Raw genomic sequence first — 22,306 nt, forward strand, 5'->3', positions numbered from 1 at the left:
GATGAGAAACGCGGGCACCAATTTTCGCCATCTGTACTATTTCTGGGTCGTTGCCAAGGAGGGCAGCATCACGCGCGCGGCCGAGCGCCTGGGCCTCGCGGTGCAGACCGTCAGCAGCCAGATCGCCCTGCTCGAGCAGGCGCTCGGCAAGTCGCTGTTCAACCAGCAGGGCCGGCGCCTGGTGCTGAGCGACGCCGGCGAAATGGCGCGCACCTATGCCGACCAGATTTTCCTGCTGGGCGAGCAGATGCAGGACGCGCTCGACCAGTCCTCGACGCTGCGCACGCGGCTGTCCGTCGGGATTTCCGATTCGCTGCCGAAGCTCACCGCCTTCCGCCTGCTGGAGGCGACCACCCAGCTCCCGACGCCCGTACGCCTGGTCTGCTACGAGGACCAGTACGAGGCGCTGCTGGCCGACCTCGCCCTGCACAAGCTCGACGTGGTGCTGACCGACCGCGCGCTGCCGACCGGCAGCACCTTGCGCGTGTTCAGCCACCTGCTGTTCGAAAGCGAAATGACGGTGGTCGGCACCGAGGCGCTGGCGCAGGCCTGGTCGCAGGATTTCCCGAAAAACCTGAATGGCGCGCCTTTCCTGCTGCCGACAAGGAATAATGCTTTACGGCTCAAGATCGACGAGTGGTTCGAGCTGCAGGGCGTGCATCCGGACGTGGTGGGCGAGTTCGAGGACAACGCCTTGTTGAACACCTTCGGCCGGCGCGGCCTGGGCCTGTTCTTCGCGCCGGCGGCGCTGGCGAGCGACCTGCTCGAGCAACTGCAGGCGGTGCTGGTGGGCCGGGTGCCCGAGGTGCGCGAGCAGTTTTATGCGATCTCGAACGAGCGGAAAATCCAGCATCCGGCGGTCGAGGCGATCCTTGCTTCCATGCATCAACGAGGCCAGAGTGGCGGTTGACGAAGTTGAGTTAAGGGGGAACCTTGTACAATGGGCATCAGCTTTACCCTTTATTAACTCACCCTTTCTATGGAAAATATTCTATTTGTCGTCCTGGCCCTCCTGCTGGTGGTCCTGAACGGCTTCTTCGTGGCGGCGGAATTCGGCATCGTCACGTTACGTAAAACCCGCGTGCGCGCCATCGCCAAAACTTCGGGCCTGCGCGGCCGTATCCTGGCCAAGGTCCACGGCCAGCTCGACGAATATCTTTCCGCCTGCCAGCTCGGCATCACCCTTGCCTCGCTCGGTCTCGGCTGGGTCGGCGAACCGGCCTTTGCCAGCCTGCTCGAACCGGTGTTCGGCCTGCTTGGGGTGACCTCGCCGCAAATCATCCACGGCGTCTCGTTCGTCGTCGCCTTCAGCGTCATCTCTTTCCTGCACATCGTGGTCGGCGAACTGGCGCCGAAATCGCTCGCGATCCGCATTCCCGAAGTGGTCGCGATGTGGTGCGCGCTGCCGCTCTACGGTTTCTACTGGAGCATGTACCCGGCGATCTGGCTGCTGAATGCGAGCGCGAATGGCGTGCTGCGTATTGCCGGCCTGGCCGGCACCGGCAGCCATGAAACGCATTATTCGACCGACGAACTGAAGCTCATCCTGCGCACCAACACCAGCACCAGCACCGGCAAGGAAAAATTTACCCACGACGAGCGCCACATCCTGGCGCAGTCGCTCGAATTTTCCGAAATGGCCGTGTCCGACCTGATGCGTCCGATCAACGAGGTGATCGCGCTGCACGAAGACCTGTCGATCGAGGAAAACCTGGATACGGTGCGCCGCAACCGTTTCTCGCGCTACCCGTATTTCGACGAAGAAGGCGAAGAGGTACTGGGCGTGATCCATTTAAAGGACCTGTTCTTCGCCCAGCAGTCGGGGAAGGACATCAGCGATTTGTCGCAATACCTGCGCCCGGTGGAAACGATTTCGGCGCGCACGCCGGCCCAGGATATCTTCCGCCGCTTCCGTACCGGCGCGCCGCACTTCGCCCTGATCGGCGAAAAGGGCAAGCGCCCGGTCGGTTTTATTACGCTCGATAACCTGCTGGGCGCGATGGTGGGCGAGATCCGCGACGAATTCCGGATGAACGAAAACGACTGGCTGCCGCAGTCGGACGGCACCTATATCGGCAAGGCCTCGCTGCCGATCTATTCGCTCGAACGCCTGCTCGGCATCGACATCGACAACGAGGAGATGGGGCTGGACGACGTCGAATCGGTGGGCGGCCTGTTGATGGCGAAGCTGGGCGACATCCCGAAACAGGGGCAGCGCATCGAATTCCCGAAATTCGACGTGGTCGTGAAAAAAACCAACGGTCCGCGCATCCTGCTGATCAAGGTGTTCCCGCGCCTGGAGCGCGGCGAGGACCAGGACGAACTTTAAGCAACATGCGCGTTACAAACCGGCGGTCCAGACCGCCGTTCGCATGCGTATAATGTTTCGTTGGTAAAACCTTCAGTTCACAGTGAGTCCGTATGAGCGTACGTCTTCGTAACAACGTAACCGTCTCCGGCACCGGCCCCGTCACCCTGCTCTTCGCCCACGGCTTTGGCTGCGACCAGGTCGTCTGGCGCTTCATGGCGCCCGCCTTCGAGGACCGCTACCGCGTGGTTACCTTCGACCTGACCGGCAGCGGCAACTCCGATTTATCCGCGCACGACCGCCGGCGCCACGGCACGCTGCACGGCTATGCCGACGACCTGCTCGAGATCATCGACGATATCGGCGGCCCGGTGGTGTACGTCGGCCATTCGGTCAGCGCCATGATCGGCCTGCTGGCCGGGATCAAGGCGCCCGAACGTTTCCTGGCCCAGGTCATGATCGCCCCTTCCCCCTGCTTTATCGACGATGGCGATGGCGACGGCTACCGCGGGGGCTTCTCGCGCGGCGACATCGACGAACTGCTCGCGACAATGGATGCGAACTACCTCGGCTGGTCGAGCTCGATGGCGCCGGTGATCATGGGCGCGCCCAACCTGCCGCAGCTGGGCATCGAACTGACCAACAGCTTCTGCCGCAACGATCCGGACATCGCCCGCCACTTCGGCCGCGTAACCTTCCTCGCCGACCACCGCGCCGACCTCGAACACGCCACCGTGCCGACCCTGATCCTGCAATGCAGCGACGACCTGATCGCGCGGCTGGAAGTGGGCGATTACCTGCACCGCAAGCTGGCCGGCAGCCGGCTGGAGCAGGTGCAGAACGTCGGCCATTGCCCGCACATGAGCGCGCCGCAGGAATGCGCGCGCCTGATCGATGCCTTCCTCGACGCGCTGGGGCAGCCGGCTTGAGTGAGCTGCCGAGCGACGACGCGCTGTACCAGCACGCCCCCTGCGGCCTGCTGCTCACCGACGGCGCCGGCCTGATCCTGCGTGCGAACGCGACCGTGTGCCGCTGGCTCGGCTGTTCGGCGGGCGCACTGCTTGGCAAGGTACGCATCCAGGACCGCCTGCCGGTGGGTGCGCGCCTGTTCCTCCAGACCCACTGCCTGCCGCTGTTGCAGGTGCAGGGTTCGGTGACGCAATTGCAGGTCGAGATCCGCGACAGCGCCGGCCAGCGCACGCCGGTGCTGGTGAATATCGTGCGGCGCACGGTCGATGGCGACGTATTCGACGAATGGGCCCTGTTCGCGGTGAACGAACGGCGCTCCTACGAGCGCGAGCTGCTGGCGGCGCGCAAAAGCGCCGAGCAGGCGCTCGAGGCGCGGCTCGAGGCCGAAGCCCAGCTGCGCGCGCTCAACGATGCCCTGTCCGACGCCGACCGCCGCAAGGATGAATTCCTCGCCACCCTGTCGCACGAACTGCGCAATCCGCTGGCGCCGATGCGCAGCGCGCTCGAAGTGCTGAAGCTCGAACATGGCGCCGGCGCGGAAAAACGCCCCCTGATCGACGTGTTCGACCGCCAGCTGCATCACCTGACCCACCTGGTCGACGACCTGATGGAAGTCTCGCGCATCACCCAGGGCCGCATGGAGCTGCGGCGCGAGCCCGTGCTGCTGGCCGATATCGTGCGCGGCGCGGTCGAGGATGTCGCCGCCATGCTGCGCGTGGCCGGGCATACCCTGGACGTATCGATCGAGGCGCCGGGCGCCGTGGTCGACGCCGATCGGACGCGGCTGTTCCAGGTCGTGGTCAACCTGCTGACGAACGCGGGCAAATACACCCCGGACGGCGGCGCGATCGCACTCGCGTTGCGGGCCGAGGGCCAGGAAGCGCTGATCGTCGTGCGCGACAACGGCATCGGCATCCCGGCGCACGCGCTGGGCACCGTGTTCGACATGTTCTCGCAACTGAAACCCGCGCTCGACCGCTCGAAGGGAGGCCTCGGCATTGGTCTCGCGCTGGTGCGCGGCATCCTCGCGCTGCACGGCGGCAGCATCGAGGCCGACAGCGAAGGCGAAGGCCGCGGCAGCACCTTCACCGTGCGCCTGCCGCTGGCGCGGGTGCAGGCCACGCCGGCCTCGCTCGACGCCGCGCCCGATACTGTCAATGCTTGCACCGTGCTGGTAGTGGACGACAATGTCGACGCGGCCGAGACCCTGCAGATGTTCCTCGAACTCTCCGGCTGCGTGGCGCGCGTCGCCCACAGTGCCGCCGAGGCCCTGAACGTGTTCGAGCAATTCAGGCCGCAAGTGGCCCTGTTCGACATCGGCCTGCCCGACATGAACGGCTACGAACTGGCACGCCGCGTGCGCCAGCTGCCGGGCGGCGGCGACCTGCTGCTGATTGCCGCCACCGGCTGGGGGCAGGAAGCCGACAAGCAGCTCGCCTTCGATGCGGGCTTCGATCACCACCTGACCAAGCCGATTGATTTCGACAAGTTGCGGGCCTTGCTGGCGCCGCCGCGGGCGTCAATAACGGCGGGTTGATTGCGACGGCCGCGGGCCGGCGTCGCACGTTTCGATTGCGGACATGCCGCTCCGCGTGGGCATGCCCACCCTACGTTACGCAACCGCCGCGGACAATTTTGGCCGGCGTCGCACGTTTCGATTGCGGACATGCCGCTCCGCGTGGGCATGCCCACCCTGCGTTACGCAACCGCCGCGGACCATTTTTGGACGGCGTCGCACGTTTCGATTGCGGACATGCCGCTCCGCGTGGGCATGCCCACCCTGCGTTACGCAACCGCCGCGGACCATTTTTGGACGGCGTCGCACGTTTCGATTGCGGACATGCCGCTCCGCGTGGGCATGCCCACCCTACGTTACGCAACCGCCGCGGACCATTTTTGGACGGCGTCACAACGTTTCGATTGCGGACATGCCGCTCCGCGTGGGCATGTCCACCCTGCGTTACGCAACCGCCGCGGACCATTTTTGGACGGCGTCGCACGTTTCGATTGCGGACATGCCGCTCCGCGTGGGCATGCTCACCCTGCGTTACGCAACCGCCGCGGACCATTTTTGGACGGCGTCACACGTTTCGATTGCGGACATGCCGCTCCGCGTGGGCATGCCCACCCTGCGTTACGCAACCGCCGCGGACCATTTTTGGACGGCGTCGCACGTTTCGATTGCGGACATGCCGCTCCGCGTGGGCATGCCCACCCTACGTAACGCAACCGCCGCGGATCATTTTTGGCCGGCGTCACAACGTTTCGATTGCGGACATGCCGCTCCGCGTGGGCATGCCCACCCTGCGTAACGCAACCGCTGCGGACCATTTTTGGCCGGCGTCACACGTTGCGATTGCGGACATGCCGCTCCGCGTGGGCATGCCCACCCTGCGTTACGCAACCGCCGCGGACAATTTTTGGCCGTCGTCGCACGTTTCGATTGCGGATATGCCGCTGCGCGTGGGCATGCCCACCCTACGGTGCACATCGGTCTCGACTGGAAATCGGCAGCAGCTGCGTAACGTAGGGTGGGCATGCCCACGCGGTACGTAACTCGCGCAATCGAAACGCGTCACACGGGACGCGGCTGCCTACGCCACTTCGTCCTTCTGCTTCACGATCGGATCGCGCGTCCCGGTCCACTCGCTCATCAGCGAGTAGCCCACCGCCAGCAGAACGGGCCCGATGAACATCCCGACAAACCCGAAGGCGATCACGCCTCCCAGCACGCCCAATAAAGTCAGCAGGAACGGCAAACTGGTCCCCCGGCTGATCAGCATCGGCCGCACGACGTTGTCGACGCCGCTGATCAGGAAGGTCCCCCAGATCACCATGAAGATGCCCCAGCCGGTGTTGCCCTGCCCGAACAGCCACAATGCGGCGCTGCCCCAGATCAGCGGCGGGCCGAAGGGCACCAGCGAAGTGACGAAGACCAGCACCGACAGCAGCGGCACAGCCGGCACACCGGCCATCGAAAAACCGATCGCCGCCACCAGCGCCTGCGCCAACGCCGTGCCGAGCAGGCCGTACATGACGCCGCGCGTGGTCTGGCTGATGATGTCCGACACCGATTGCGCGCCCTCGCCCATCACCTTGGCCATCATGCTCGATGTCACCGCGATCAGCGCCTGGCCGTCGCGGTACAGGAAGAAGCTGACGAAAGCGGCAAGGCTCATCTGCACCACGCCGGTGCCGAGCATCAGGCCGCCGGCCATCAGGTAGTGGCGCGCCGGTTCGAGCATGCGCTGGGCCAGCGCCAGCATCTGGTCGCGGCTGGCGACCAGCTCGCGCAAGTAAACGTCGAGGGTGCCGCCGATGAAGGGCAGGTCGCGCACCCAGCCCGGCGGCACCAGCGCGCCATGCTCGATGCTGTTGCGCAGCTGGCCGAAGGTGGTGGCGACGTCGTCGGCTAGGTTGTAGGCGACGATCGCCAGCGGGATGATGACGAGCAGGGTCAGCGAGAGCGTCATCGTCAGCGCCGCCAGCGAGCGGCGGCCCCGCATCGCGCGCAGCAGGCGCAGGTACAGGGGCCAGGAAGAGATGACGACGGCCGCCGCGAACAGGATCGCCGGCAGGAAGGGTTTTAATACGTACAGGCAGCCCAGCGTGAGCAGGACGACCGTGGCGATGCGGGTGTAGTTTCTGCCGGAGCTGGGTTGCATGCGGTCCCTGATGCGTAGTCTTTACGTCATCATAGCAGCAGGCGCCCCTTCGACACCCTTACAGCAGTTGGCGCAGGTCGTGCACGATCGGCGCCGGACCCTGTCCATGACGCAGGAACAAACGCACGCGCCCTTCCTTGTCGAACACATAGCTGCCGGCCGTATGGTCGACCGTATAGCTGCCCGGCTCCTTGCCCGGCACTTTCGCCACGAAGACCTTGAATTCCTTGGCCGTTGCCGCCGTCTGCTCGGGCGTGCCGCGCAGGCCGAGGAAGCGCTTGTCGAAGGCCGGCACGTAGGCGGCCAACAGCTGCTGGGTATCGCGTTCCGGGTCGAGCGTGACGAACAGCACCTGCACCTCGTCGGCGGAAGGCCCCAGTTCCTTCATCACGGCAGCCATCTCGGCCATCGTGGTCGGGCAGACGTCCGGGCACTGGGTGTAGCCGAAGAACAGCACGACGACCTTGCCCTTGAAGTCGGCCAGCGTGCGCGCTTTGCCGTTGTGGTCGGTCAGCGAAAAGCCTTTCGCATAATCGAGCCCGGTCAGGTCCGTGTTCTGGAAGGCGGGCGTTTTCGATGCCAGCTTGTCGCAGCCGGCGGCCAGGAGTGCCAGCGCGAGCATGCCCGCAGTTGCAAACGCGGTAATCAGTCGTTTCATGTCAGGACCTGCGAATTAAAACCGAAAGTAATGGTCGACCAGCAGTGCCGCGAACAGCAGCGACAGGTACACGATCGAATAGGCAAACGCCTTGCGCGCCGTCTGGTCGCTGTAGTGCTTGTGCACGCGCCAGCTGTGGCGCAGGAACAGGGCATTCAACACAATCGCCGCCGCCAGGTAGATCAGGCCGCTCATGCGCACGGCGAATGGCAGCAGGGTCGTCGCGGCCAGCGCCAGCGAATACAGCCAGACCTGCTGGCCGGTGTAGTCCATGCCGTGGGTGATCGGCAGCATCGGCAGGCCCGAGCGCGCGTAATCGTCGCGCCGGTACATGGCCAGCGCCCAGAAATGCGGCGGGGTCCAGACGAAAATGATCAGCACCAGCAGCCAGGCCTGCATCGGCACGTCGTTCGCGACCGCCGCCCAGCCCAGCGCCGGCGGCATCGCGCCGGACAGGCCGCCGATGACGATGTTCTGCGGCGTCGCCGGTTTCAGGTAGATGGTGTAGACGACCGCATATCCCACGAAAGTGACGAAGGTCAGCCACATCGTCAGCGCATTGACGAAGGCGTACAGCACGAACATGCCGAGGCCGCCGATGATGGCGGAGAACACGAGCGTCTGGTTGCGCGTCAGTTCGCCGCGCGCGGTGGCGCGGCGGGCGGTACGGGCCATGCGCGAGTCGATCTCGGCTTCGATCAGGCAGTTCACGGCAAAGGCGGCGCCGGCCAGCAGCCAGATGCCGATCGTGCCGGCCACCAGCACACGCCAGCCGGGGAAGCCGTCGGTGGCGAGGAACATGCCGATAATGGCGCAAAAAACGGCGAGCTGGGTCACCCGGGGCTTGGTCAGCTGCCAGTACTGGGAGATGCGGCTGGTCGGATGGAGGGCGGTCTGGGTGGTCATCGATACGAGTTCGCAGGAACGTCGGCATTCGCGGGGGTGCGCTGCGACACGTCGAGCAGGTGCTTGACCTTGTAGTTTAACATGGTCACCAGCAGGACGAGGAGAGCCGCCCCTGCGTTATGCAACACGGCAATGGCCAGCGGGAACGAAAAGAAGACCGTGGCGATGCCCGTGAACAGTTGCACAACCAGGACTACCGCGATCAGCGTGGCCGTCCTGCGCAGCGCCGGCTGGCGCGACGCACGCCAGGCCGCCAGTCCCAGCACGAGCGCCACCACGACGGCAAAATTGCGGTGCACCCAGTGGATTGCAACCAGGGCCGAGAACTGCAGGTAGTGCCCGGCCGCCGTCTTGCCCAGTTCGCGCCACAGGGTAAAACCGTGCTCGAAGTCCATGTCCGGGATCAGCTTGCCGTCGCAGAAAGGAAATTCATCGCAGGCGAGCGTGGCGTAGTTAGTACTCACCCACCCGCCGAGCGCGATCTGCAGCACCAGCACGGCAGCGGCCACCAGCGCGAGCGTACGCAGCGCGCGCACGCCGGCCAGGTCGCCGCTGGGCGCGGGCGGCTTGAGCAGATAATCCTCGCGCCCGCCCAGCCAGACCAGCATCGCCAGCAGCGTCATGCCCAGCAGCAGGTGGATGCTGACGATCACCGGCTGCAGCTTCATGGTCACGGTCCAGGCGCCAAAGGCCCCCTGCACGCAGACGAACAGGAACAGGGCGACCGGCAGCGCCGGGGCGAAGGCCTGCTGGTGCGTTTTGCGCCACTGGCGGATGGCCTGGAACATCAAGGCCATGATCAGCACGCCGATGCCCATCGCCAGATAGCGGTGGATCATCTCGATCCACGCTTTGAGTTTCGTGACCGGCCCGGTCGGCATCAGCGCCTCGGCCGCGGCGATCTGTTCGTGCGCGATGAAGGGATTGGCCGCGCCATAGCAGCCCGGCCAGTCGGGGCAGCCGAGGCCGGAATCCGTCAAGCGCGTAAACCCGCCGAACACGATCAGGTCGAAGGTGAGGAAGGCCATCACCCAGACCAGCTTGCGGTATTTGTTGGCGTCGGACGAGAGCCAGACCATGGTCAGGGGGATGCTGGCGACGAACAGGCCCATCAGGGCCAGCTGCAGCAGGGTCGATGAATGCACGCTCATTTGCTCCGATTATCCGATCGCCGACGCTTTGAGCAGCTTGGCCAGGTCCTTGTTCACCTTGCGCGGGTCCGGATCTTTCGGGAAGCGCATCATGAGGTTGCTGCGCGGGTCGATCAGGAAGATGTGGTCTTCGAGCTTGCCACCCTGCTCCACCGGCAGCCATTTGCTCAATTCCGCGGCCGGGACGCGCAGCATGTGCATGTCGTCGTACTGGCGGATCAGCACCGTGTCGACCGGCTCCTGGTCCGTGATCAGCCAGACGCGCTCGACGCGGTCCATGTTCTTGCCCTGCATGGTGCGCAGCTGGCGCATCGCGAACAGCTGCTTATTGCAGGCTTCGTCGCACACGCCGCCGCCGACTTTCACCATGATCCATTTGCCGGCGTAGTTCTCCAGCGTTTCCGGGCGGCCGTCGAGGGTCGTGCTGGACAGCTTCGGCATCAGGTGGGTGCGCTGGTCGATGAAGGCGCCATAATTCGTGCGCCCGCTCGGCTTGATGATGTAAAAGGTCACATACGAGGCGATGATCGGCGCCGCGCACACAAACAGCAGGACAAAGAGTTTCAGGCGGCCGTCCCGGCGGGCCTTGGTTGACGCTTGCTCAGACACCTTGTTTTCTTCCACTTCGAAATCCTGTAATCACGAAAAATAAGGCAGCCATCGCCGCCAGCGCATACCACTGGAAGGCGTAGCCGCGGTGCTTGTCGATGCCGAGCGAGGGCGCCGGCCAGTCGCGCACCAGGCCCTCCTCCTGCCCCGCGCCCGCCTGCTCGACGAAGAAGGGTTCAAGGCTCAGGCCGCCAGCCCGCGCTACCGTCGCAAGATCGAGGTTCTGCACGCGCATGCCGGGCTTGAGTACACCCGCGCTGCCGAGCTGCATGACGTGTCCCGCGCTCAGCGTGGCGACACCCTCGATCGTGACGATGCCCGTTGGCGTTTTGAAATCCGGCAGCCGCGCATAATCGGCCGCATCGCGCGGCAACCAGCCGCGCAGCACCAGCACATGCTGGTTCGAACGCGCTATTTTAAACGGCATCGCCAGTACGAACCCGGCCCGCCCATTCAGCGGCCGGTTATCGAGGAACAGCGGCCACCCTGCAACCCATTGACCGGTGAGGCGCACCCTTCGATATTCGATATCCGTTCCGCCTGCGCTCCCCGCCATTGTTGGCCCCTGGTGCACCGTAGGGTGGGCACTCGTGCCCACGCGTTCGTCCCCATGCGCACCACCACCGCCCCCCAGCACCACGGGCGGCGCCGCAGACCTCTCCGCCAGCCGCGCTGCAATGCCCAGCTTCTCCTCCGCCCTCCTCGCCTGCCAGTTCCCCAGCACGATCCCGAGTACGACCAAGGCGACCGTCACCACGAACGGAATGACCCTAAACCTGAATGCCAAACGCATTACAATTAACCTTTACTCCACACAACTGGCCCGACCATGAAAACCTTCATCGCCATCGCCTTCATCCTGATCATCGCCAGCCTCGGCTCGGCGCTGTTCTTCCTGATGAAGGACAAGGGCCGCAGCAACCGCACGGTGCAGGCGCTGGCGATGCGCGTCGGGCTGTCGATCACGCTGTTCCTGATCGTGCTCGCCTCCTACAAGATGGGCTGGATCCATCCGACCGGCATCCACTGATCCCCACCTTCAGATACGACAAGGGACAGCCAGCGGCTGTCCCTTGTTATACCAGCCTGCGTCCTGATTACAGCCAGTAGACCACGACGTAGAGCCCGAGCCACACCACGTCGACGAAGTGCCAGTACCAGGCCGCGCCTTCGAACCCAAAGTGGTGATCCGCCGTGAAATGCCCCTTCAACACGCGGTACAGCACCACCGACAGCATGATCGCGCCCATCGTCACGTGGAAGCCGTGGAAACCGGTCAGCATGAAGAAGGTCGAACCGTAGATGCCCGAGGTCAGTTTCAGGTTCAGTTCATGGTAGGCGTGGATGTATTCGTAGGCCTGGAAGCCCATGAAGATCGCGCCCAGCAGGATCGTGAAGAACAGGAACACGGCCGTATTGCGGCGGTGGCCGGCGCGCAGCGCGTGGTGGGCGATCGTCAGCGTCACGCCCGACGTCAGCAGCAAGGCGGTGTTGATGGTCGGGATCGGGAACGGTCCCATGGTGCTGAAGCCTTCGACCGTGCCGGCCGGGCCGGTATTGCCCCACTGGGCGGCGAAGTCGGGCCACAGCATCTTGTGGTCGAGATCGGCCAGCCAGGGCATGGAGATCGCGCGGGCATAGAACAGCGCGCCGAAGAAGGCGGCGAAGAACATGACTTCGGAGAAGATGAACCAGCTCATCGACCAGCGGAAGGAGGAATCGATGCGCTGGTTGTACTGGCCCGATTCCGACTCGCCGATGGCGTCGCCGAACCAGAAGTAGAGCACGACCAGCATCGAGGCGATGCCGGCCAGGCAGACGGCCGGTCCCCACGCGGCGCCGTTGACCCAGCCGGACGCGCCGAGCATGGTCACCAGCATCGAGAAGCCGCCGGCCATCGGCCACCTGGACGGGCCCGGCACGAAATAATGCGGCGCGGTCTTTGACACACTCATCTTCATCTCCTGAATCAATTTTCTTTGAATTGGATTACTGAAAAACGCGATACAAACTTCACTGCGCCTCTTACTTCGCGACCGCCATTCTCACCACTAACAACAGCACGCCGATAAAAATCGCTGCTCCCAGCAGCGCCGCCACGATCACGTGAACCGGATTCAGGTTCTCCGCATCATGCTCGTAGTCCTTCCGCTTGCGCACACCAAAGAAGGACCAGAAGACAGCCTTCATCGATGCCGAAAATGAGGCTGACCCCGACGCCTTCCTGCGCGGCGGCTCGATCGGTTCCATCTACTTCACCGCCACCGTGCCGGACACCTCGAAGAAGGTGTACGACAGCGTGATGTTCTTCACTTCGCGCGGCAGCTTCGGGTCGATGAAGAATACCACCGGCATCTGGCGCGCCTCGTTCGGTCCCAGGGTCTGCTCGCGGAAGCAGAAGCATTCGACCTTCTTGAAATGCGGCGTCGCCGACTGCGGCGCGTAACTCGGGATGGCCTGCGCCTTCACGGTACGCGCCTGCGTGTTGACGACTTCATACATGACGGTCGCCAGCTCGCCCGGATGCACGGCGATGCTGCGCGTGGTCGGACGGAAGCGCCACGGTCCCTGCGCATTGCCATCGAGTTCCACCGTGATCGTGCGACTAGCGTCGACCTGCGTGTTCGCCGGGCGCTCGACGGTGCCGTCCTGCTGGGTCAGCACATTAATGCCGAGCACCTCGCAGACCTGGCGGTAGATCGGCACCAGCGCATAGCCGAAGCCGAACATCATCACCGCCACCACCACCAGCTTGCCGAAGGTGGAGCGGTTCAGGCGCAGGCGTTCCAGGGCGCTGTAAGTCACGATGTATAGCTCACGTCAGTGCCAGAGATGTTGCAGGATGACCGCCACGAAGAAGAACGCGGCGATCCCGGCCAGCACCAGCGCCGTTTTCAGGTTACTCGGCTTCTTTGGCGCGTTCATTACTTCACCAGCGGCGGGTTTTCAAAAGTGTGGAACGGCGCCGGGCTCGGCACGGTCCACTCCAGGCCTTCCGCGCCTTCCCATGGCTTGGCGTCGGCTTTCGGGCCGCCCTTGATCGTCGGCAGCACCACGAAGAGCAGGAAGTAGACCTGCGACAGGCCGAAACCGAAGGCGCCCACCGAGACGAGCATGTTGAAGTCGGTGAACTGGACCGCGTAGTCGGCGTAGCGGCGCGGCATGCCGGCCAGGCCCAGGAAGTGCATCGGGAAGAAGGTCACGTTGAACCAGACCAGCGAGTTCCAGAAGTGGATCTTGCCGCGGCCTTCCGGATACATGTGGCCGGTCCACTTCGGCGCCCAGTAGTAGAAGCCGGCGAACAGCGCGAACAGCGAGCCGGCGACCAGCACGTAGTGGAAGTGGGCCACGACGTAATAGGTGTCCTGCACCTGGATGTCGATCGGGGTCACGGCCAGGATCAGGCCGGTGAAGCCGCCCATGGTGAACACGAACAGGAAGCCGACCGCGAACAGCATCGGGGTTTCGAAGGTCATCGAACCCTTCCACATCGTGGCAACCCAGTTGAACACCTTCACGCCGGTCGGTACCGCGATCAGCATGGTGGCGTACATGAAGAACAGCTGCGACGTCACCGGCATGCCGGTGGTGAACATGTGGTGGGCCCAGACGATGAACGAGAGCACGGCGATCGAGGCGGTCGCGTAGACCATCGAGGCGTAGCCGAACAAGGGCTTACGTGCAAAGGCCGGGATGATCTGCGAGACGATACCGAAGGCCGGCAGGATCATGATGTAGACCTCGGGGTGGCCGAAGAACCAGAAGATGTGCTGGTACATGACCGGGTCGCCGCCGCCGGCGGCGTTGAAGAACGAGGTGCCGAAGTGGCGGTCGGTCAGGGTCATGGTGATCGCGCCAGCCAGAACCGGCATCACGGCGATCAGCAGGAAGGCGGTGATCAGCCAGGTCCAGCAGAACATCGGCATCTTCATCAGGGTCATGCCGGGCGCGCGCATGTTGAGGATGGTGACGATGATGTTAATCGAGCCCATGATCGACGAGGCGCCCATGATGTGCAGGGCGAAGATCGCCATGTCCATGCCCGGCCCCATCTGGGTCGACAGCGGCGCATACAGCGTCCAGCCGGCGGCGGTGGCGCCGCCCGGCACGAAGAACGAGGAAGCGAGCAGGATCGCGGCCGGCGGCAGCAGCCAGAACGAGAAGTTGTTCATGCGCGCGAAGGCCATGTCGGACGCGCCCACCTGCAGCGGGATCATCCAGTTGGCGAAGCCGACGAAGGCCGGCATGATCGCGCCGAACACCATCACGATGCCGTGCATGGTGGTCAGCTGGTTGAAGAACTCCGGGCGGAAGAACTGCAGGCCGGGATGGAACAGCTCGGTGCGGATCATCAGCGCCAGCACGCCGCCCGAGAGCAGCATGGTGAAGGCGAACCACAGGTACAGGGTGCCGATGTCCTTGTGGTTGGTGGCGAACAGCCAGCGGCGGGCGCCGGTGGGCGTGTCGTGCGCGTGGTCGTGGCCGTGGTGGTCGTCGTGCGTATGGTCGAGAGTGCTGGTAGTCATGTCAGTATCCTGGGAACTCATCACTTGCAAAATTAGTTACTGCGTTATTTGCCACGTGCAGCCAGAACCTCGGCCGGTTGAACGATGTTTTCCGCGGCCTTGTTCGACCACGTGTTGCGCGTATAGGTGATGACCGAGGCGATGTCGGAGTCCGACAGCTGCTTCCAGGCCGGCATCGCCGACGGGAATTTACCGCTGTGCAGGCCATTCAGGACGATGTGGATCTGCTCCGCCTTCGGGCCGTTCACGACCGGCGAACCGTCGAGCGAGGCAAACGCGTTCGGCACCCCCTTGCCGCTGGCCTGGTGGCAGGCCACGCAGTTGGCGGCGTAGATACCTTCGCCCTTGGTTTTCAGTTCGTCGATGGTCCAGACCTTGGTCGGATCGTCGGCCAGCGCGGCCATTTTCTTTTTCTCGCCGGCGACCCAGGCCGTGTAATCCTCGGCCGAGACGACCCGCACCACGATCGGCATGAAGGCGTGGTCCTTGCCGCACAGCTCGACGCAATTGCCGCGGTAGATGCCGACCTTGTCGGCCTTGAACCAGGCGTCGCGCACGAAACCGGGGATCGCATCCTGCTTGATGGCAAAGGCCGGAATCGTCCAGGCATGGATCACGTCGTTGGCGGTGAGGACCATGCGGACCTTCTTGCCGACCGGGACGACCATTTCCCTGTCGACTTCGAGCAGGTAGTTTTCGGTGCGCGCTTCGGTCGGCGCGATGCCCGGCTCGCCGATCTGGGTGCGCGGGGTCGACAGGTTCGACAGGAAGCTGATGCCCTCGCCTTCGCCTTTCAGGTAATCGTAGCCCCATTTCCACTGCATGCCGGTGGCCTTGATGGTCAAATCGGCGTTCGAGGTGTCTTTCAGCGCGATGACGGTCTTTGTGGCAGGCAGGGCCATGCCGATGACGATCAGGAAGGGAACGACGGTCCAGGCGATCTCGACGGTGGTCGATTCGTGGAAGGTGGCCGGCTTGTGGCCGCGGGATTTGCGGTGCTTGAACACCGAGTAGAACATGACGCCGAAGACGCCGAGGAAGATGATGAGGCAGACCAGCATCATCCAGTTGTGCAAGCTGTAGATGTCCGCGCCGATCCCAGTTACCGGAGTTTGCATGTTCAACTGGTATTCCACCGGCCGCCCCGTGATTTCAGGGGCTGCCAGTGCCGGAATACTGGTCCATACGGCGAGACCGAGCATCAAGGCGTGAAGTCGCTTTGCATATGTCATGTATTGTCCCCAACCACCAAATATAAGAATATTTTTAAACGGTCAGCAATTCCATGAACGAACCGCCGCCGCTCCGAAACCAGGTGCAAGCTGGTTCCGGGCGGCATGGCGTGTGGACGCATAACGGCTTGAACCAACGCGTCCACCAGCAACTGCAAAACACACTGACGGGCGCGAAACTTGCGATGTTGCTTTTTTCAATTTTCTAATTCTTCCACCTTGACGCCATGTTTTGCAACGTATAACGGGGCACAGGGCGAAAAAATAGTTATTGATTATACTCAAATCGCTAATTTTTATTCAAGGAAAATCCTTGTCATGGCTGGGTTATTTCGTGCGTTATGGCATCGATCGTTGCCCTAGGGGCCTTGCCGGTGGGGGCGGATCGTGCTAACGCGTTCGTTATTAATGCCAGCTCCTCGTAGGGTGGGCATCCCGTGCCCACGCGGTACGCCGCCATCAGGGTCACGATCGCTGATCCGTGCGTACGCCGCGCTGCTTACTGCTTGCGCGGCCGGAACTGCACAATCGCCTCCCCCGCCGCCGTCGTCTTCGGCACCGGCCGGAACGCGTGTCCATAAATCACCTCGAAACTCAGCGGGATCTTGCCGTCCGCCCCGCGCTGCGCCTCGAGCGCGTCGACCATGCGCTGCCAGGCCGCACGCCCGATCAGCCCGCGCCGGCGCGTCGCCAGCGGATTGCCGCCAATCGCCCGCACGTCCGCCAGCAGCGCCTCGACCGTGCCATACGTGACCGTGATGCGCTCGGCATCCATCACCGGCGTCGAAAAGCCCGCTTCGACCAGCTGGTCACCGAAGTCGTGCATGTCCACGAACGGCAGTGTATGCGGCGTTTCGTCGAGCGCGGCAAACGCGGCGCGCAGCTCCTTGAAGGTGTCTGGCCCGAAATTCGAGAACATCAGCAAGCCGTCGACGCGCAGCACGCGGCGCCATTCGGCGAACACGCGGTCGGGCTGGGGATGCCAGTGCAACGCCAGGTTCGACCACACCAGGTCGATCGAGTTCGGGCCGAATGGCAGCGACCCGAAATCGCCGCAAAGAAGATCGACGCCGGCTTTGGCCGGCATCAGGCGGCTGAGCATCTGGTTCAGCGAGCGCATGGCCGGCGCCGGCGTTTTGGCTTCGGCCAGCATGGCGCTCGAGGCGTCCATGCCGACGATCTGGGCCGCCGGATAGGTTTTTTGCAGGGTGCCGAGGTCCGGCCCGGTGCCGCAGCCGGCGTCGAGCACGCGCTGCGGCACGATTTTTACAAGACTCAGCCGCTCGTGCATGCGTGCCGCGATCTCGCGGCGCAGGAAATCGGCCGCGGCCACGCGCTGGGGTTCCGCGAACAGCGCACGCACACGCGACTGGTCAATCGGTGCGCTCATTTTCGATGGGGACGAAGGAGAAGCCATGGTTCTGTTGCGTTCAAATGAGATAATGGCGGGAGTGTACAGGTTTGCGGAGGGTCGAGCCGATGGGCGAGCGTATGCATCCGCGTATGCATCCTTTTTACATGCGCTGGCCGCGTGCCCTGGCGCACGTCCTGGCCAGTTCGCTGCTGCCCGGTTCCTGCGCACTGTGCGGGGAACGGGCGCCTGGGGCCGTGTGCGCACCCTGCACGCTGCGCTACGCCATGCCCGGCGGGCCGCGCTGCCGCTGCTGCGCCAACCCGCTCGCATCCGGCGAGCCCTCCGGGCAAGCCTGCGGCGCCTGCCTTGCCGACGAGCCGGCTTATGATGCCACGGTCGTGGCCGTCGATTACGCGGCCCCGCTCGACGGCCTGGTACTCGGCCTGAAATTCGGCGCCCGGCTGCCGCTGGCGCCCTGGTGCGCGAACCTGCTGGTCGAGGCCGCGCTGGCCCGGCCCGGCTGGCCGCTGCCGGATTTGCTGTGCCCGGTACCGCTGGGACCGCGCCGCTTGCGGGAGCGCGGTTTCAACCAGGCGCTCGAGATTGCCCGGCCCCTGGCTGCCGCGCTCGGCGTGACGTTGCAGCCGCGCCTGGCGACGCGCGCCGTCGAGACGGTAGCGCAGTCGGGCGTAAGGCCGCGCGAACGGGCGAATAACATCCGCGGCGCCTTCGCCATCGCCCCAGACATGGCCGAGCAGATACAAGGTCGCCACATCGGCGTCGTCGACGACGTCATGACCAGCGGCCACACACTGAACGAACTGGCCGCCGCCCTGAAGGCAGCCGGCGCGGCGCGCGTGTCGAACCTGGTGTTCGCGCGCACGCCACCACATTAAATAGGGAGCAAGAATTGTTTCACGTCGTTTTAGTCGAACCCGAAATCCCGCCCAACACGGGCAACGTCATCCGCCTGTGCGCCAACACCGGCGTGCAACTGCACCTGATCGAGCCGCTCGGCTTTCCGCTCGACGACGCAAAAATGCGCCGCGCCGGCCTCGACTACCACGACTACGCGACGATGAAGGTGCACAAGAACTGGGAAGCTTTCCTGGCGGACGCGCAGCCCGATCCTGCGCGCATGTTCGCGCTGACCACCCACGGTTCGGCCCCGTTTGCCGACGCCGCCTTCAAGCCAGGCGACTTCTTCGTCTTTGGTCCTGAATCGCGCGGCCTCGACCCGGCGCTGCGCAACAGCTTCCCCACCAACCAGCGCATCCGCCTGCCGATGATGCCCGACAACCGCAGCCTGAATTTGTCGAACACGGTGGCGGTGGTGGTGTACGAGGCCTGGCGCCAGAATGGGTACGCCGGCGGGGCTTGACCCCGCGCGCCGCGCGCAGGCACACTGTTCCGCAATCCATACAGCAGAGGAGCGGCAGTGAGCAACAGACGATCCGTATTACAGGCCGCGGCGGCGCTGGCAGCCCTCGCCGCTTGCGGACGCGCCGGCGCCCAGGCGGCAGCTGGCCCGCTGGCCATCGGCGAAACCTTCACGCTGCCATCGACCGTGCTCGGCGAAAACCGGCGCATCAATGTCTACAATGCGCCCGCCAGGGACGCCGGCCCGCTGCCCGTGCTGTACATGCCCGACGGCGGCCTGGAAGAGGATTTCCTGCACATCGCGGGCTTGCTGCAAATCTCGATCGCCAGCGGCACGATGCGCCCCTTCATGCTCGTCGGTATCGAAAACACGCAACGCCGCCGCGACATGACCGGTCCCAGCGAGGACCCGGAAGACCGCAAAATCGCCCCGGTCATCGGCGGCGCCCAGGCCTTTCGCAGCTTCCTCCGCGATGAGTTGATGCCGGCGATCAAGGCGCGTTACCGGACGACGGGTGAAACCGCCATCATCGGAGAATCGCTGGCGGGCCTCTTTATCATGGAAACTTTCTTTGTCGCGCCCGAGATGTTCGACACCTGTATCGCCGTCGATCCGAGCGTGTGGTGGAATCATGAAAGCCTGTTGAAAACGGGCGCGGCGCAGCTGCGCACGCGGCGCCATGCCGGCAAAACGCTGTACGTCGCCGCCAGCGGCGAGCCGGGCATGCCCAAGCTGGCGGGCAGGCTCAAACAGGTATTCGACAGCGCCGCCACGCCCGGACTGCGCTTCGAGCTCGCCGCCTTTCCCGATGAAACGCACCGCACGATCTACCATCCCGCCGCGTTGCGCGCTTTCCGGACGGTATTCACGTAGGGTGGGCATGCCCACGCGGACGTTTGAATCGCGTTACCGTTTGATCGCGGTGACGCCGCCGGTCCAAATACGGCCAACATGAGGCCATGTTCCGCGTGGGCATGCCCGGTGAAACCGTCATTGAGGGCACTGCCCTCAATGACCCCGTACGGGAATCGCAGCGTCCATGCTGACCGGCGATTCACGCCAGCGCTCTCTCCATCCGCCACATCACCCGATTGCGCCCGCCCTGCTTCGCCCGGTACAGCTGCACGTCCGCCGCCTCGAACAGCGCCGCCGAGCTTTCCGGATGCGCCGGATCGAGGCTGGCGCCGCCGATGCTCACCGTGATGCACGATGCCGCCGCCGAACCGGCGTGCGCGATCATCAGCTGCGCCACCGCTTCGCGCAGGATGTGCGCGATCTGCAGCGCCTGGGCGGCATCGGTTTCCGGCATCAGGAGCACGAGTTCTTCGCCGCCGTAGCGCGCGGCCAGGTCGGCCGGACGGCGCATGTGGGCGCCGGCCAGGCGCGCCACGGCATGCAATGCCCGGTCGCCCGCCGGGTGGCCATATAAATCGTTGAACTGTTTAAAAGAGTCGATATCGAGCAGGGCCAGCGACAGCGGCTTGCCGCTGCGGCGCGCGCGCTGCCATTCGAGGTCGTAGACGTCGTCGAAGCGGCGCCGGTTGGCCAGTTCGGTCAGGCCGTCGACGTGGGCCAGATGTTCCAACAGGCGCCGCTGGCGCACCAGCTGCAGGTGCAGCGCCACGCGCGCCAGTACCACCGTCGCATTGAAGGGTTTGGCGATGTAGTCGGAGGCGCCCATCCTGAGGCCGGCCGCCTCGTCTTCCGGGCGGTCCAGGCCCGAAATGAAGATCACCGAGACGTGTTCGAGCTGGTGCGTCGCGCGCAGGCGGCGCAGCACCTCGAAGCCGCTCAGGTCCGGCATCATCACGTCGAGCAGGATCAGGTCCGGCACGTGGCGCGCCGCACGCTCCAGGGCCTGGACGCCGTTCTTCGCCAGCAGCACCGTGTACTCGGGCTGCAGCAGCTCGCACAGGACGTCGCGGTTGATCGGGTCGTCGTCGGCGACCAGCACTTTCTGCGCTTCGACGGGCGTCATGCGGTTTCCTCCAGGTTCAGGCCGGGCAGGCCCGCCAGCCCGGCCAACACCAGCGGGCCGGAAGCCGAGGCGCCCAAGGGCAATACCGGCAGCAGCGCCAGCAAATACGGGGCGCGCGCCGCGCACTGCCGGGAGGACGCCGCTGTCAGCACGCGGCCGCCTCGCGGCCGCTGTGCCGGGTGCGCTGCCGCCTGAAGCGGCGTTCGATGGCGTTCACCCAGCCGGGCGCCGCCGGGTTGGCGTCCCAGTCGCGCAGGGCGGCATCGACCTGGCGCAGCAGCGCCTCGGACAAGGCGGGGGGCCGGACCGCGTCGGCCACGAAGCGCAGCGCCAGGCGCCGGCCAAGGATGCGCGCCCCCAGGCCTGCGATCGAGAGCCGGGGATACAGCAGCCGCGCCAGCGTATCGGCGGTGCGCGCCGCAGCCATCCCGAACGCGAACGCCGCACGCGCGAACAAGGACACCTGGTCGTCCAGCCCCAGGGCGACGCTGGTGTCGCGGCCGCACAGGCGCCGCGCCAGCAGCACGGGGAACCGTTTCCGGGCGCGCGACCCGATCTCCTCGGCCATCGCACGCATCATGGCCACGGCCAGCGCGGGATGCGGGTCGGCGGCTCTTCCGGCCGCTGCCCCGTTCTTGCGGCCGTTCCTGGGGCCGCCCCCCGCATACCTGGCGCCGGCGGCGGCATGGGCCTTGTGCTGCAGGTGCGCGAACAGCGCCGCAGCCTCCTTCATCGTCGCGGGCAGCAGCGCCTGCTCGATGCCGAGCAGGTGGCCCACCACGTTCCAGGCGTGCAGCCAGGCGCCCTCCTCCTCTTTACGCAGGCGCAGGCCGAGGCGGCGCAGGCTGCGCAGGAACACGTAATGAGAACTCAGCAGCGCACTGGCCAGCTCTTCCTGGTTGCGCGGCAGGCCGTTGGCGCGCACGTCCCAGCCGCGCGCGAACAGCGTCCGGTAGCGCTCCGGGCCTTCGGGCAGCAGCGCGGGAATCGCGGCGCCGTGCGCGAGCGCCTCGGCCGGATTGCCGCGCACGACCAGGTGGCGCAGCAGCGCATTTGTCAGGCGCAGCCTGAGTACCTCGGCCACGCCGGCGCCGCCGGGCTCAAGCAGGCCGCCGGGCAGCAGCGCCGCACACTGCAGCGCCGCCGCCGAGCGCACCCGGTCTTCCAACTGTTCTGCGAGCGGGTCGACGGCGATAGCGGCTTCGGGCAGGCCGGCGCAGGCCAGCAGCGTGAACGACAGCATGCCGGCGCCGGCGAATACCGCTTCGGCGCAACCGATCTTCCCGGCGTCCAGCCAGGCCGGCAAGGCGCGCGCTTGCCGGACGTAGTCTTCCAGCGCCGCGGCAATCGGTGCCGGCGTGGCGGCGTCGGCTTGCCAGGTGGCGAGCGTGCCATTGGTCTCCCAACTCGCCAGCGCGCGTTCGAGTACCGCGATCGCTTCCCAGCGCGAGAGCGGCGGCGTGCCGCCGGTCCAGTCGCCGAAGATGCGGTCGATGGTGTCGTCGGCCAGCGGGTCGGCGCGCAGGCGCGGGTCGCCGGCGGCCGGTTCGATCATGTCTGCGCTCATGC

24 protein-coding genes are annotated in these 22,306 nt (G+C 65.1%); 8 read left to right on the forward strand and 16 right to left on the reverse strand.

The window, feature by feature from the left end; translation table 11 throughout:
• Position 1: 1 nt before the first annotated feature.
• The 4 genes from nhaR to AC1MEM_RS23675 all read left to right on the forward strand — a co-directional run bounded on the left by nhaR (position 2) and on the right by AC1MEM_RS23675 (position 4,814).
• Entirely contained in the window at positions 2-910 is a 909-nt protein-coding gene (nhaR, locus tag AC1MEM_RS23660; RefSeq protein WP_499474527.1) for a transcriptional activator NhaR, read from the forward strand.
• Between the two features lie 69 nt (positions 911-979).
• Positions 980-2,329, forward strand: coding sequence for a hemolysin family protein (locus tag AC1MEM_RS23665; RefSeq protein ID WP_499474528.1), 1,350 nt, complete (start codon positions 980-982; stop codon positions 2,327-2,329).
• Between the two features lie 92 nt (positions 2,330-2,421).
• Positions 2,422-3,237, forward strand: coding sequence for an alpha/beta fold hydrolase (locus AC1MEM_RS23670; RefSeq protein ID WP_499474529.1), 816 nt, complete (start codon positions 2,422-2,424; stop codon positions 3,235-3,237).
• Entirely contained in the window at positions 3,234-4,814 is a 1,581-nt protein-coding gene (locus tag AC1MEM_RS23675; RefSeq protein ID WP_499474530.1) for a hybrid sensor histidine kinase/response regulator, read from the forward strand. Before AC1MEM_RS23670 ends, AC1MEM_RS23675 begins: the two co-directional genes overlap by 4 nt.
• A gap of 1,057 nt (positions 4,815-5,871) precedes the next feature.
• Here the strand turns inward: AC1MEM_RS23675 and AC1MEM_RS23680 are convergent.
• From AC1MEM_RS23680 to AC1MEM_RS23705, 6 genes are read right to left on the reverse strand one after another with little or no spacing between them, the layout of a single operon-like run.
• Complete coding sequence (locus AC1MEM_RS23680) at positions 5,872-6,942, reverse strand: AI-2E family transporter (protein ID WP_499474531.1); 1,071 nt, start codon at positions 6,940-6,942, stop codon at positions 5,872-5,874.
• A 58-nt stretch (positions 6,943-7,000) separates the two neighbouring features.
• Positions 7,001-7,600: an SCO family protein gene (locus AC1MEM_RS23685; protein ID WP_499474532.1), complete on the reverse strand. Its 600-nt coding sequence runs from the start codon at positions 7,598-7,600 to the stop codon at positions 7,001-7,003.
• A gap of 15 nt (positions 7,601-7,615) precedes the next feature.
• The gene (gene cyoE / locus AC1MEM_RS23690; protein ID WP_499474533.1) at positions 7,616-8,506 is read right to left on the reverse strand and encodes a heme o synthase; all 891 of its coding nucleotides are present in this window, start codon (positions 8,504-8,506) and stop codon (positions 7,616-7,618) included.
• The gene (locus AC1MEM_RS23695; RefSeq protein ID WP_499477753.1) at positions 8,503-9,618 is read right to left on the reverse strand and encodes a COX15/CtaA family protein; all 1,116 of its coding nucleotides are present in this window, start codon (positions 9,616-9,618) and stop codon (positions 8,503-8,505) included. Before AC1MEM_RS23695 ends, cyoE begins: the two co-directional genes overlap by 4 nt.
• Before the next feature lie 48 nt (positions 9,619-9,666).
• Positions 9,667-10,266 carry an SCO family protein gene (locus tag AC1MEM_RS23700; RefSeq protein WP_499474534.1) on the reverse strand — a complete coding sequence of 200 codons (600 nt, stop codon included), beginning with the start codon at positions 10,264-10,266 and terminating at the stop codon, positions 9,667-9,669.
• Positions 10,259-11,059: an SURF1 family protein gene (locus AC1MEM_RS23705; RefSeq protein WP_499474535.1), complete on the reverse strand. Its 801-nt coding sequence runs from the start codon at positions 11,057-11,059 to the stop codon at positions 10,259-10,261. The genes AC1MEM_RS23700 and AC1MEM_RS23705 overlap by 8 nt, the downstream gene beginning before the upstream one ends.
• 36 nt (positions 11,060-11,095) lie before the next feature.
• Here AC1MEM_RS23705 and AC1MEM_RS23710 point away from each other — a divergent pair, with 36 nt between their 5' ends.
• Positions 11,096-11,296: a twin transmembrane helix small protein gene (locus tag AC1MEM_RS23710; RefSeq protein WP_499474536.1), complete on the forward strand. Its 201-nt coding sequence runs from the start codon at positions 11,096-11,098 to the stop codon at positions 11,294-11,296.
• A 67-nt stretch (positions 11,297-11,363) separates the two neighbouring features.
• Here AC1MEM_RS23710 and AC1MEM_RS23715 read toward each other — a convergent pair whose 3' ends face one another.
• From AC1MEM_RS23715 to AC1MEM_RS23745, 7 genes are all read right to left on the reverse strand, one after another.
• Entirely contained in the window at positions 11,364-12,221 is an 858-nt protein-coding gene (locus AC1MEM_RS23715) for a cytochrome c oxidase subunit 3 (RefSeq protein ID WP_499474537.1), read from the reverse strand.
• 70 nt (positions 12,222-12,291) lie between these two features.
• Positions 12,292-12,516 carry a DUF2970 domain-containing protein gene (locus tag AC1MEM_RS23720; RefSeq protein ID WP_499474538.1) on the reverse strand — a complete coding sequence of 75 codons (225 nt, stop codon included), beginning with the start codon at positions 12,514-12,516 and terminating at the stop codon, positions 12,292-12,294.
• Positions 12,517-12,999: a cytochrome c oxidase assembly protein gene (locus AC1MEM_RS23725; RefSeq protein WP_499477754.1), complete on the reverse strand. Its 483-nt coding sequence runs from the start codon at positions 12,997-12,999 to the stop codon at positions 12,517-12,519.
• Between the two features lie 87 nt (positions 13,000-13,086).
• The gene (locus tag AC1MEM_RS23730) at positions 13,087-13,191 is read right to left on the reverse strand and encodes a cytochrome oxidase small assembly protein (protein WP_499474539.1); all 105 of its coding nucleotides are present in this window, start codon (positions 13,189-13,191) and stop codon (positions 13,087-13,089) included.
• On the reverse strand, positions 13,191-14,792 hold the full coding sequence (ctaD, locus tag AC1MEM_RS23735; RefSeq protein WP_499474540.1) for a cytochrome c oxidase subunit I: 1,602 nt from the start codon (positions 14,790-14,792) through the stop codon (positions 13,191-13,193). The genes AC1MEM_RS23730 and ctaD overlap by 1 nt, the downstream gene beginning before the upstream one ends.
• 44 nt (positions 14,793-14,836) lie before the next feature.
• Entirely contained in the window at positions 14,837-16,024 is a 1,188-nt protein-coding gene (coxB, locus tag AC1MEM_RS23740; protein ID WP_499474541.1) for a cytochrome c oxidase subunit II, read from the reverse strand.
• A gap of 499 nt (positions 16,025-16,523) precedes the next feature.
• Positions 16,524-17,414, reverse strand: a complete 891-nt coding sequence (locus AC1MEM_RS23745; RefSeq protein ID WP_499474542.1) for a methyltransferase domain-containing protein — start codon at positions 17,412-17,414, stop codon at positions 16,524-16,526.
• Between the two features lie 113 nt (positions 17,415-17,527).
• Here AC1MEM_RS23745 and AC1MEM_RS23750 point away from each other — a divergent pair, with 113 nt between their 5' ends.
• Genes AC1MEM_RS23750 through AC1MEM_RS23760 form a run of 3 tightly spaced genes read left to right on the forward strand, consistent with a single transcriptional unit; the run spans position 17,528 to position 19,632 of the window.
• Positions 17,528-18,274, forward strand: a complete 747-nt coding sequence (locus tag AC1MEM_RS23750) for a ComF family protein (RefSeq protein ID WP_499474543.1) — start codon at positions 17,528-17,530, stop codon at positions 18,272-18,274.
• Between the two features lie 14 nt (positions 18,275-18,288).
• Positions 18,289-18,759, forward strand: a complete 471-nt coding sequence (gene trmL / locus AC1MEM_RS23755; RefSeq protein ID WP_499474544.1) for a tRNA (uridine(34)/cytosine(34)/5-carboxymethylaminomethyluridine(34)-2'-O)-methyltransferase TrmL — start codon at positions 18,289-18,291, stop codon at positions 18,757-18,759.
• A 57-nt stretch (positions 18,760-18,816) separates the two neighbouring features.
• The gene (locus AC1MEM_RS23760; protein ID WP_499474545.1) at positions 18,817-19,632 is read left to right on the forward strand and encodes an alpha/beta hydrolase; all 816 of its coding nucleotides are present in this window, start codon (positions 18,817-18,819) and stop codon (positions 19,630-19,632) included.
• A 181-nt stretch (positions 19,633-19,813) separates the two neighbouring features.
• Here the strand turns inward: AC1MEM_RS23760 and AC1MEM_RS23765 are convergent, their stop codons facing one another.
• From AC1MEM_RS23765 to AC1MEM_RS23775, 3 genes are read right to left on the reverse strand one after another with little or no spacing between them, the layout of a single operon-like run.
• Positions 19,814-20,737: a diguanylate cyclase gene (locus AC1MEM_RS23765; RefSeq protein ID WP_499474546.1), complete on the reverse strand. Its 924-nt coding sequence runs from the start codon at positions 20,735-20,737 to the stop codon at positions 19,814-19,816.
• Positions 20,734-20,889, reverse strand: coding sequence for a hypothetical protein (locus AC1MEM_RS23770; protein ID WP_499474547.1), 156 nt, complete (start codon positions 20,887-20,889; stop codon positions 20,734-20,736). The genes AC1MEM_RS23765 and AC1MEM_RS23770 overlap by 4 nt, the downstream gene beginning before the upstream one ends.
• On the reverse strand, positions 20,883-22,304 hold the full coding sequence (locus AC1MEM_RS23775) for an oxygenase MpaB family protein (protein ID WP_499474548.1): 1,422 nt from the start codon (positions 22,302-22,304) through the stop codon (positions 20,883-20,885). The genes AC1MEM_RS23770 and AC1MEM_RS23775 overlap by 7 nt, the downstream gene beginning before the upstream one ends.
• Positions 22,305-22,306: the final 2 nt, after the last annotated feature.

The organism is Telluria sp. AIW5, from assembly GCF_056680575.1.

Bases quoted from the DNA above. Each gene is read 5' to 3' on its own strand.
- nhaR (WP_499474527.1), top strand. From the start codon at position 2: ATGAGAAACGCGGGCACCAATTTTCGCCATCTGTACTATTTCTGGGTC.
- AC1MEM_RS23665 (WP_499474528.1), top strand. From the start codon at position 980: ATGGAAAATATTCTATTTGTCGTCCTGGCCCTCCTGCTGGTGGTCCTG.
- AC1MEM_RS23670 (WP_499474529.1), top strand. From the start codon at position 2,422: ATGAGCGTACGTCTTCGTAACAACGTAACCGTCTCCGGCACCGGCCCC.
- AC1MEM_RS23680 (WP_499474531.1), bottom strand. From the start codon at position 6,942: ATGCAACCCAGCTCCGGCAGAAACTACACCCGCATCGCCACGGTCGTC.
- AC1MEM_RS23685 (WP_499474532.1), bottom strand. From the start codon at position 7,600: ATGAAACGACTGATTACCGCGTTTGCAACTGCGGGCATGCTCGCGCTG.
- cyoE (WP_499474533.1), bottom strand. From the start codon at position 8,506: ATGACCACCCAGACCGCCCTCCATCCGACCAGCCGCATCTCCCAGTAC.
- AC1MEM_RS23695 (WP_499477753.1), bottom strand. From the start codon at position 9,618: ATGGGCCTGTTCGTCGCCAGCATCCCCCTGACCATGGTCTGGCTCTCG.
- AC1MEM_RS23705 (WP_499474535.1), bottom strand. From the start codon at position 11,059: ATGCGTTTGGCATTCAGGTTTAGGGTCATTCCGTTCGTGGTGACGGTC.
- AC1MEM_RS23710 (WP_499474536.1), top strand. From the start codon at position 11,096: ATGAAAACCTTCATCGCCATCGCCTTCATCCTGATCATCGCCAGCCTC.
- AC1MEM_RS23715 (WP_499474537.1), bottom strand. From the start codon at position 12,221: ATGAGTGTGTCAAAGACCGCGCCGCATTATTTCGTGCCGGGCCCGTCC.
- AC1MEM_RS23720 (WP_499474538.1), bottom strand. From the start codon at position 12,516: ATGGAACCGATCGAGCCGCCGCGCAGGAAGGCGTCGGGGTCAGCCTCA.
- AC1MEM_RS23725 (WP_499477754.1), bottom strand. From the start codon at position 12,999: ATGATGTTCGGCTTCGGCTATGCGCTGGTGCCGATCTACCGCCAGGTC.
- AC1MEM_RS23730 (WP_499474539.1), bottom strand. From the start codon at position 13,191: ATGAACGCGCCAAAGAAGCCGAGTAACCTGAAAACGGCGCTGGTGCTG.
- ctaD (WP_499474540.1), bottom strand. From the start codon at position 14,792: ATGACTACCAGCACTCTCGACCATACGCACGACGACCACCACGGCCAC.
- coxB (WP_499474541.1), bottom strand. From the start codon at position 16,024: ATGACATATGCAAAGCGACTTCACGCCTTGATGCTCGGTCTCGCCGTA.
- AC1MEM_RS23745 (WP_499474542.1), bottom strand. From the start codon at position 17,414: ATGAGCGCACCGATTGACCAGTCGCGTGTGCGTGCGCTGTTCGCGGAA.
- AC1MEM_RS23750 (WP_499474543.1), top strand. From the start codon at position 17,528: ATGCATCCTTTTTACATGCGCTGGCCGCGTGCCCTGGCGCACGTCCTG.
- AC1MEM_RS23765 (WP_499474546.1), bottom strand. From the start codon at position 20,737: ATGACGCCCGTCGAAGCGCAGAAAGTGCTGGTCGCCGACGACGACCCG.
- AC1MEM_RS23775 (WP_499474548.1), bottom strand. From the start codon at position 22,304: ATGAGCGCAGACATGATCGAACCGGCCGCCGGCGACCCGCGCCTGCGC.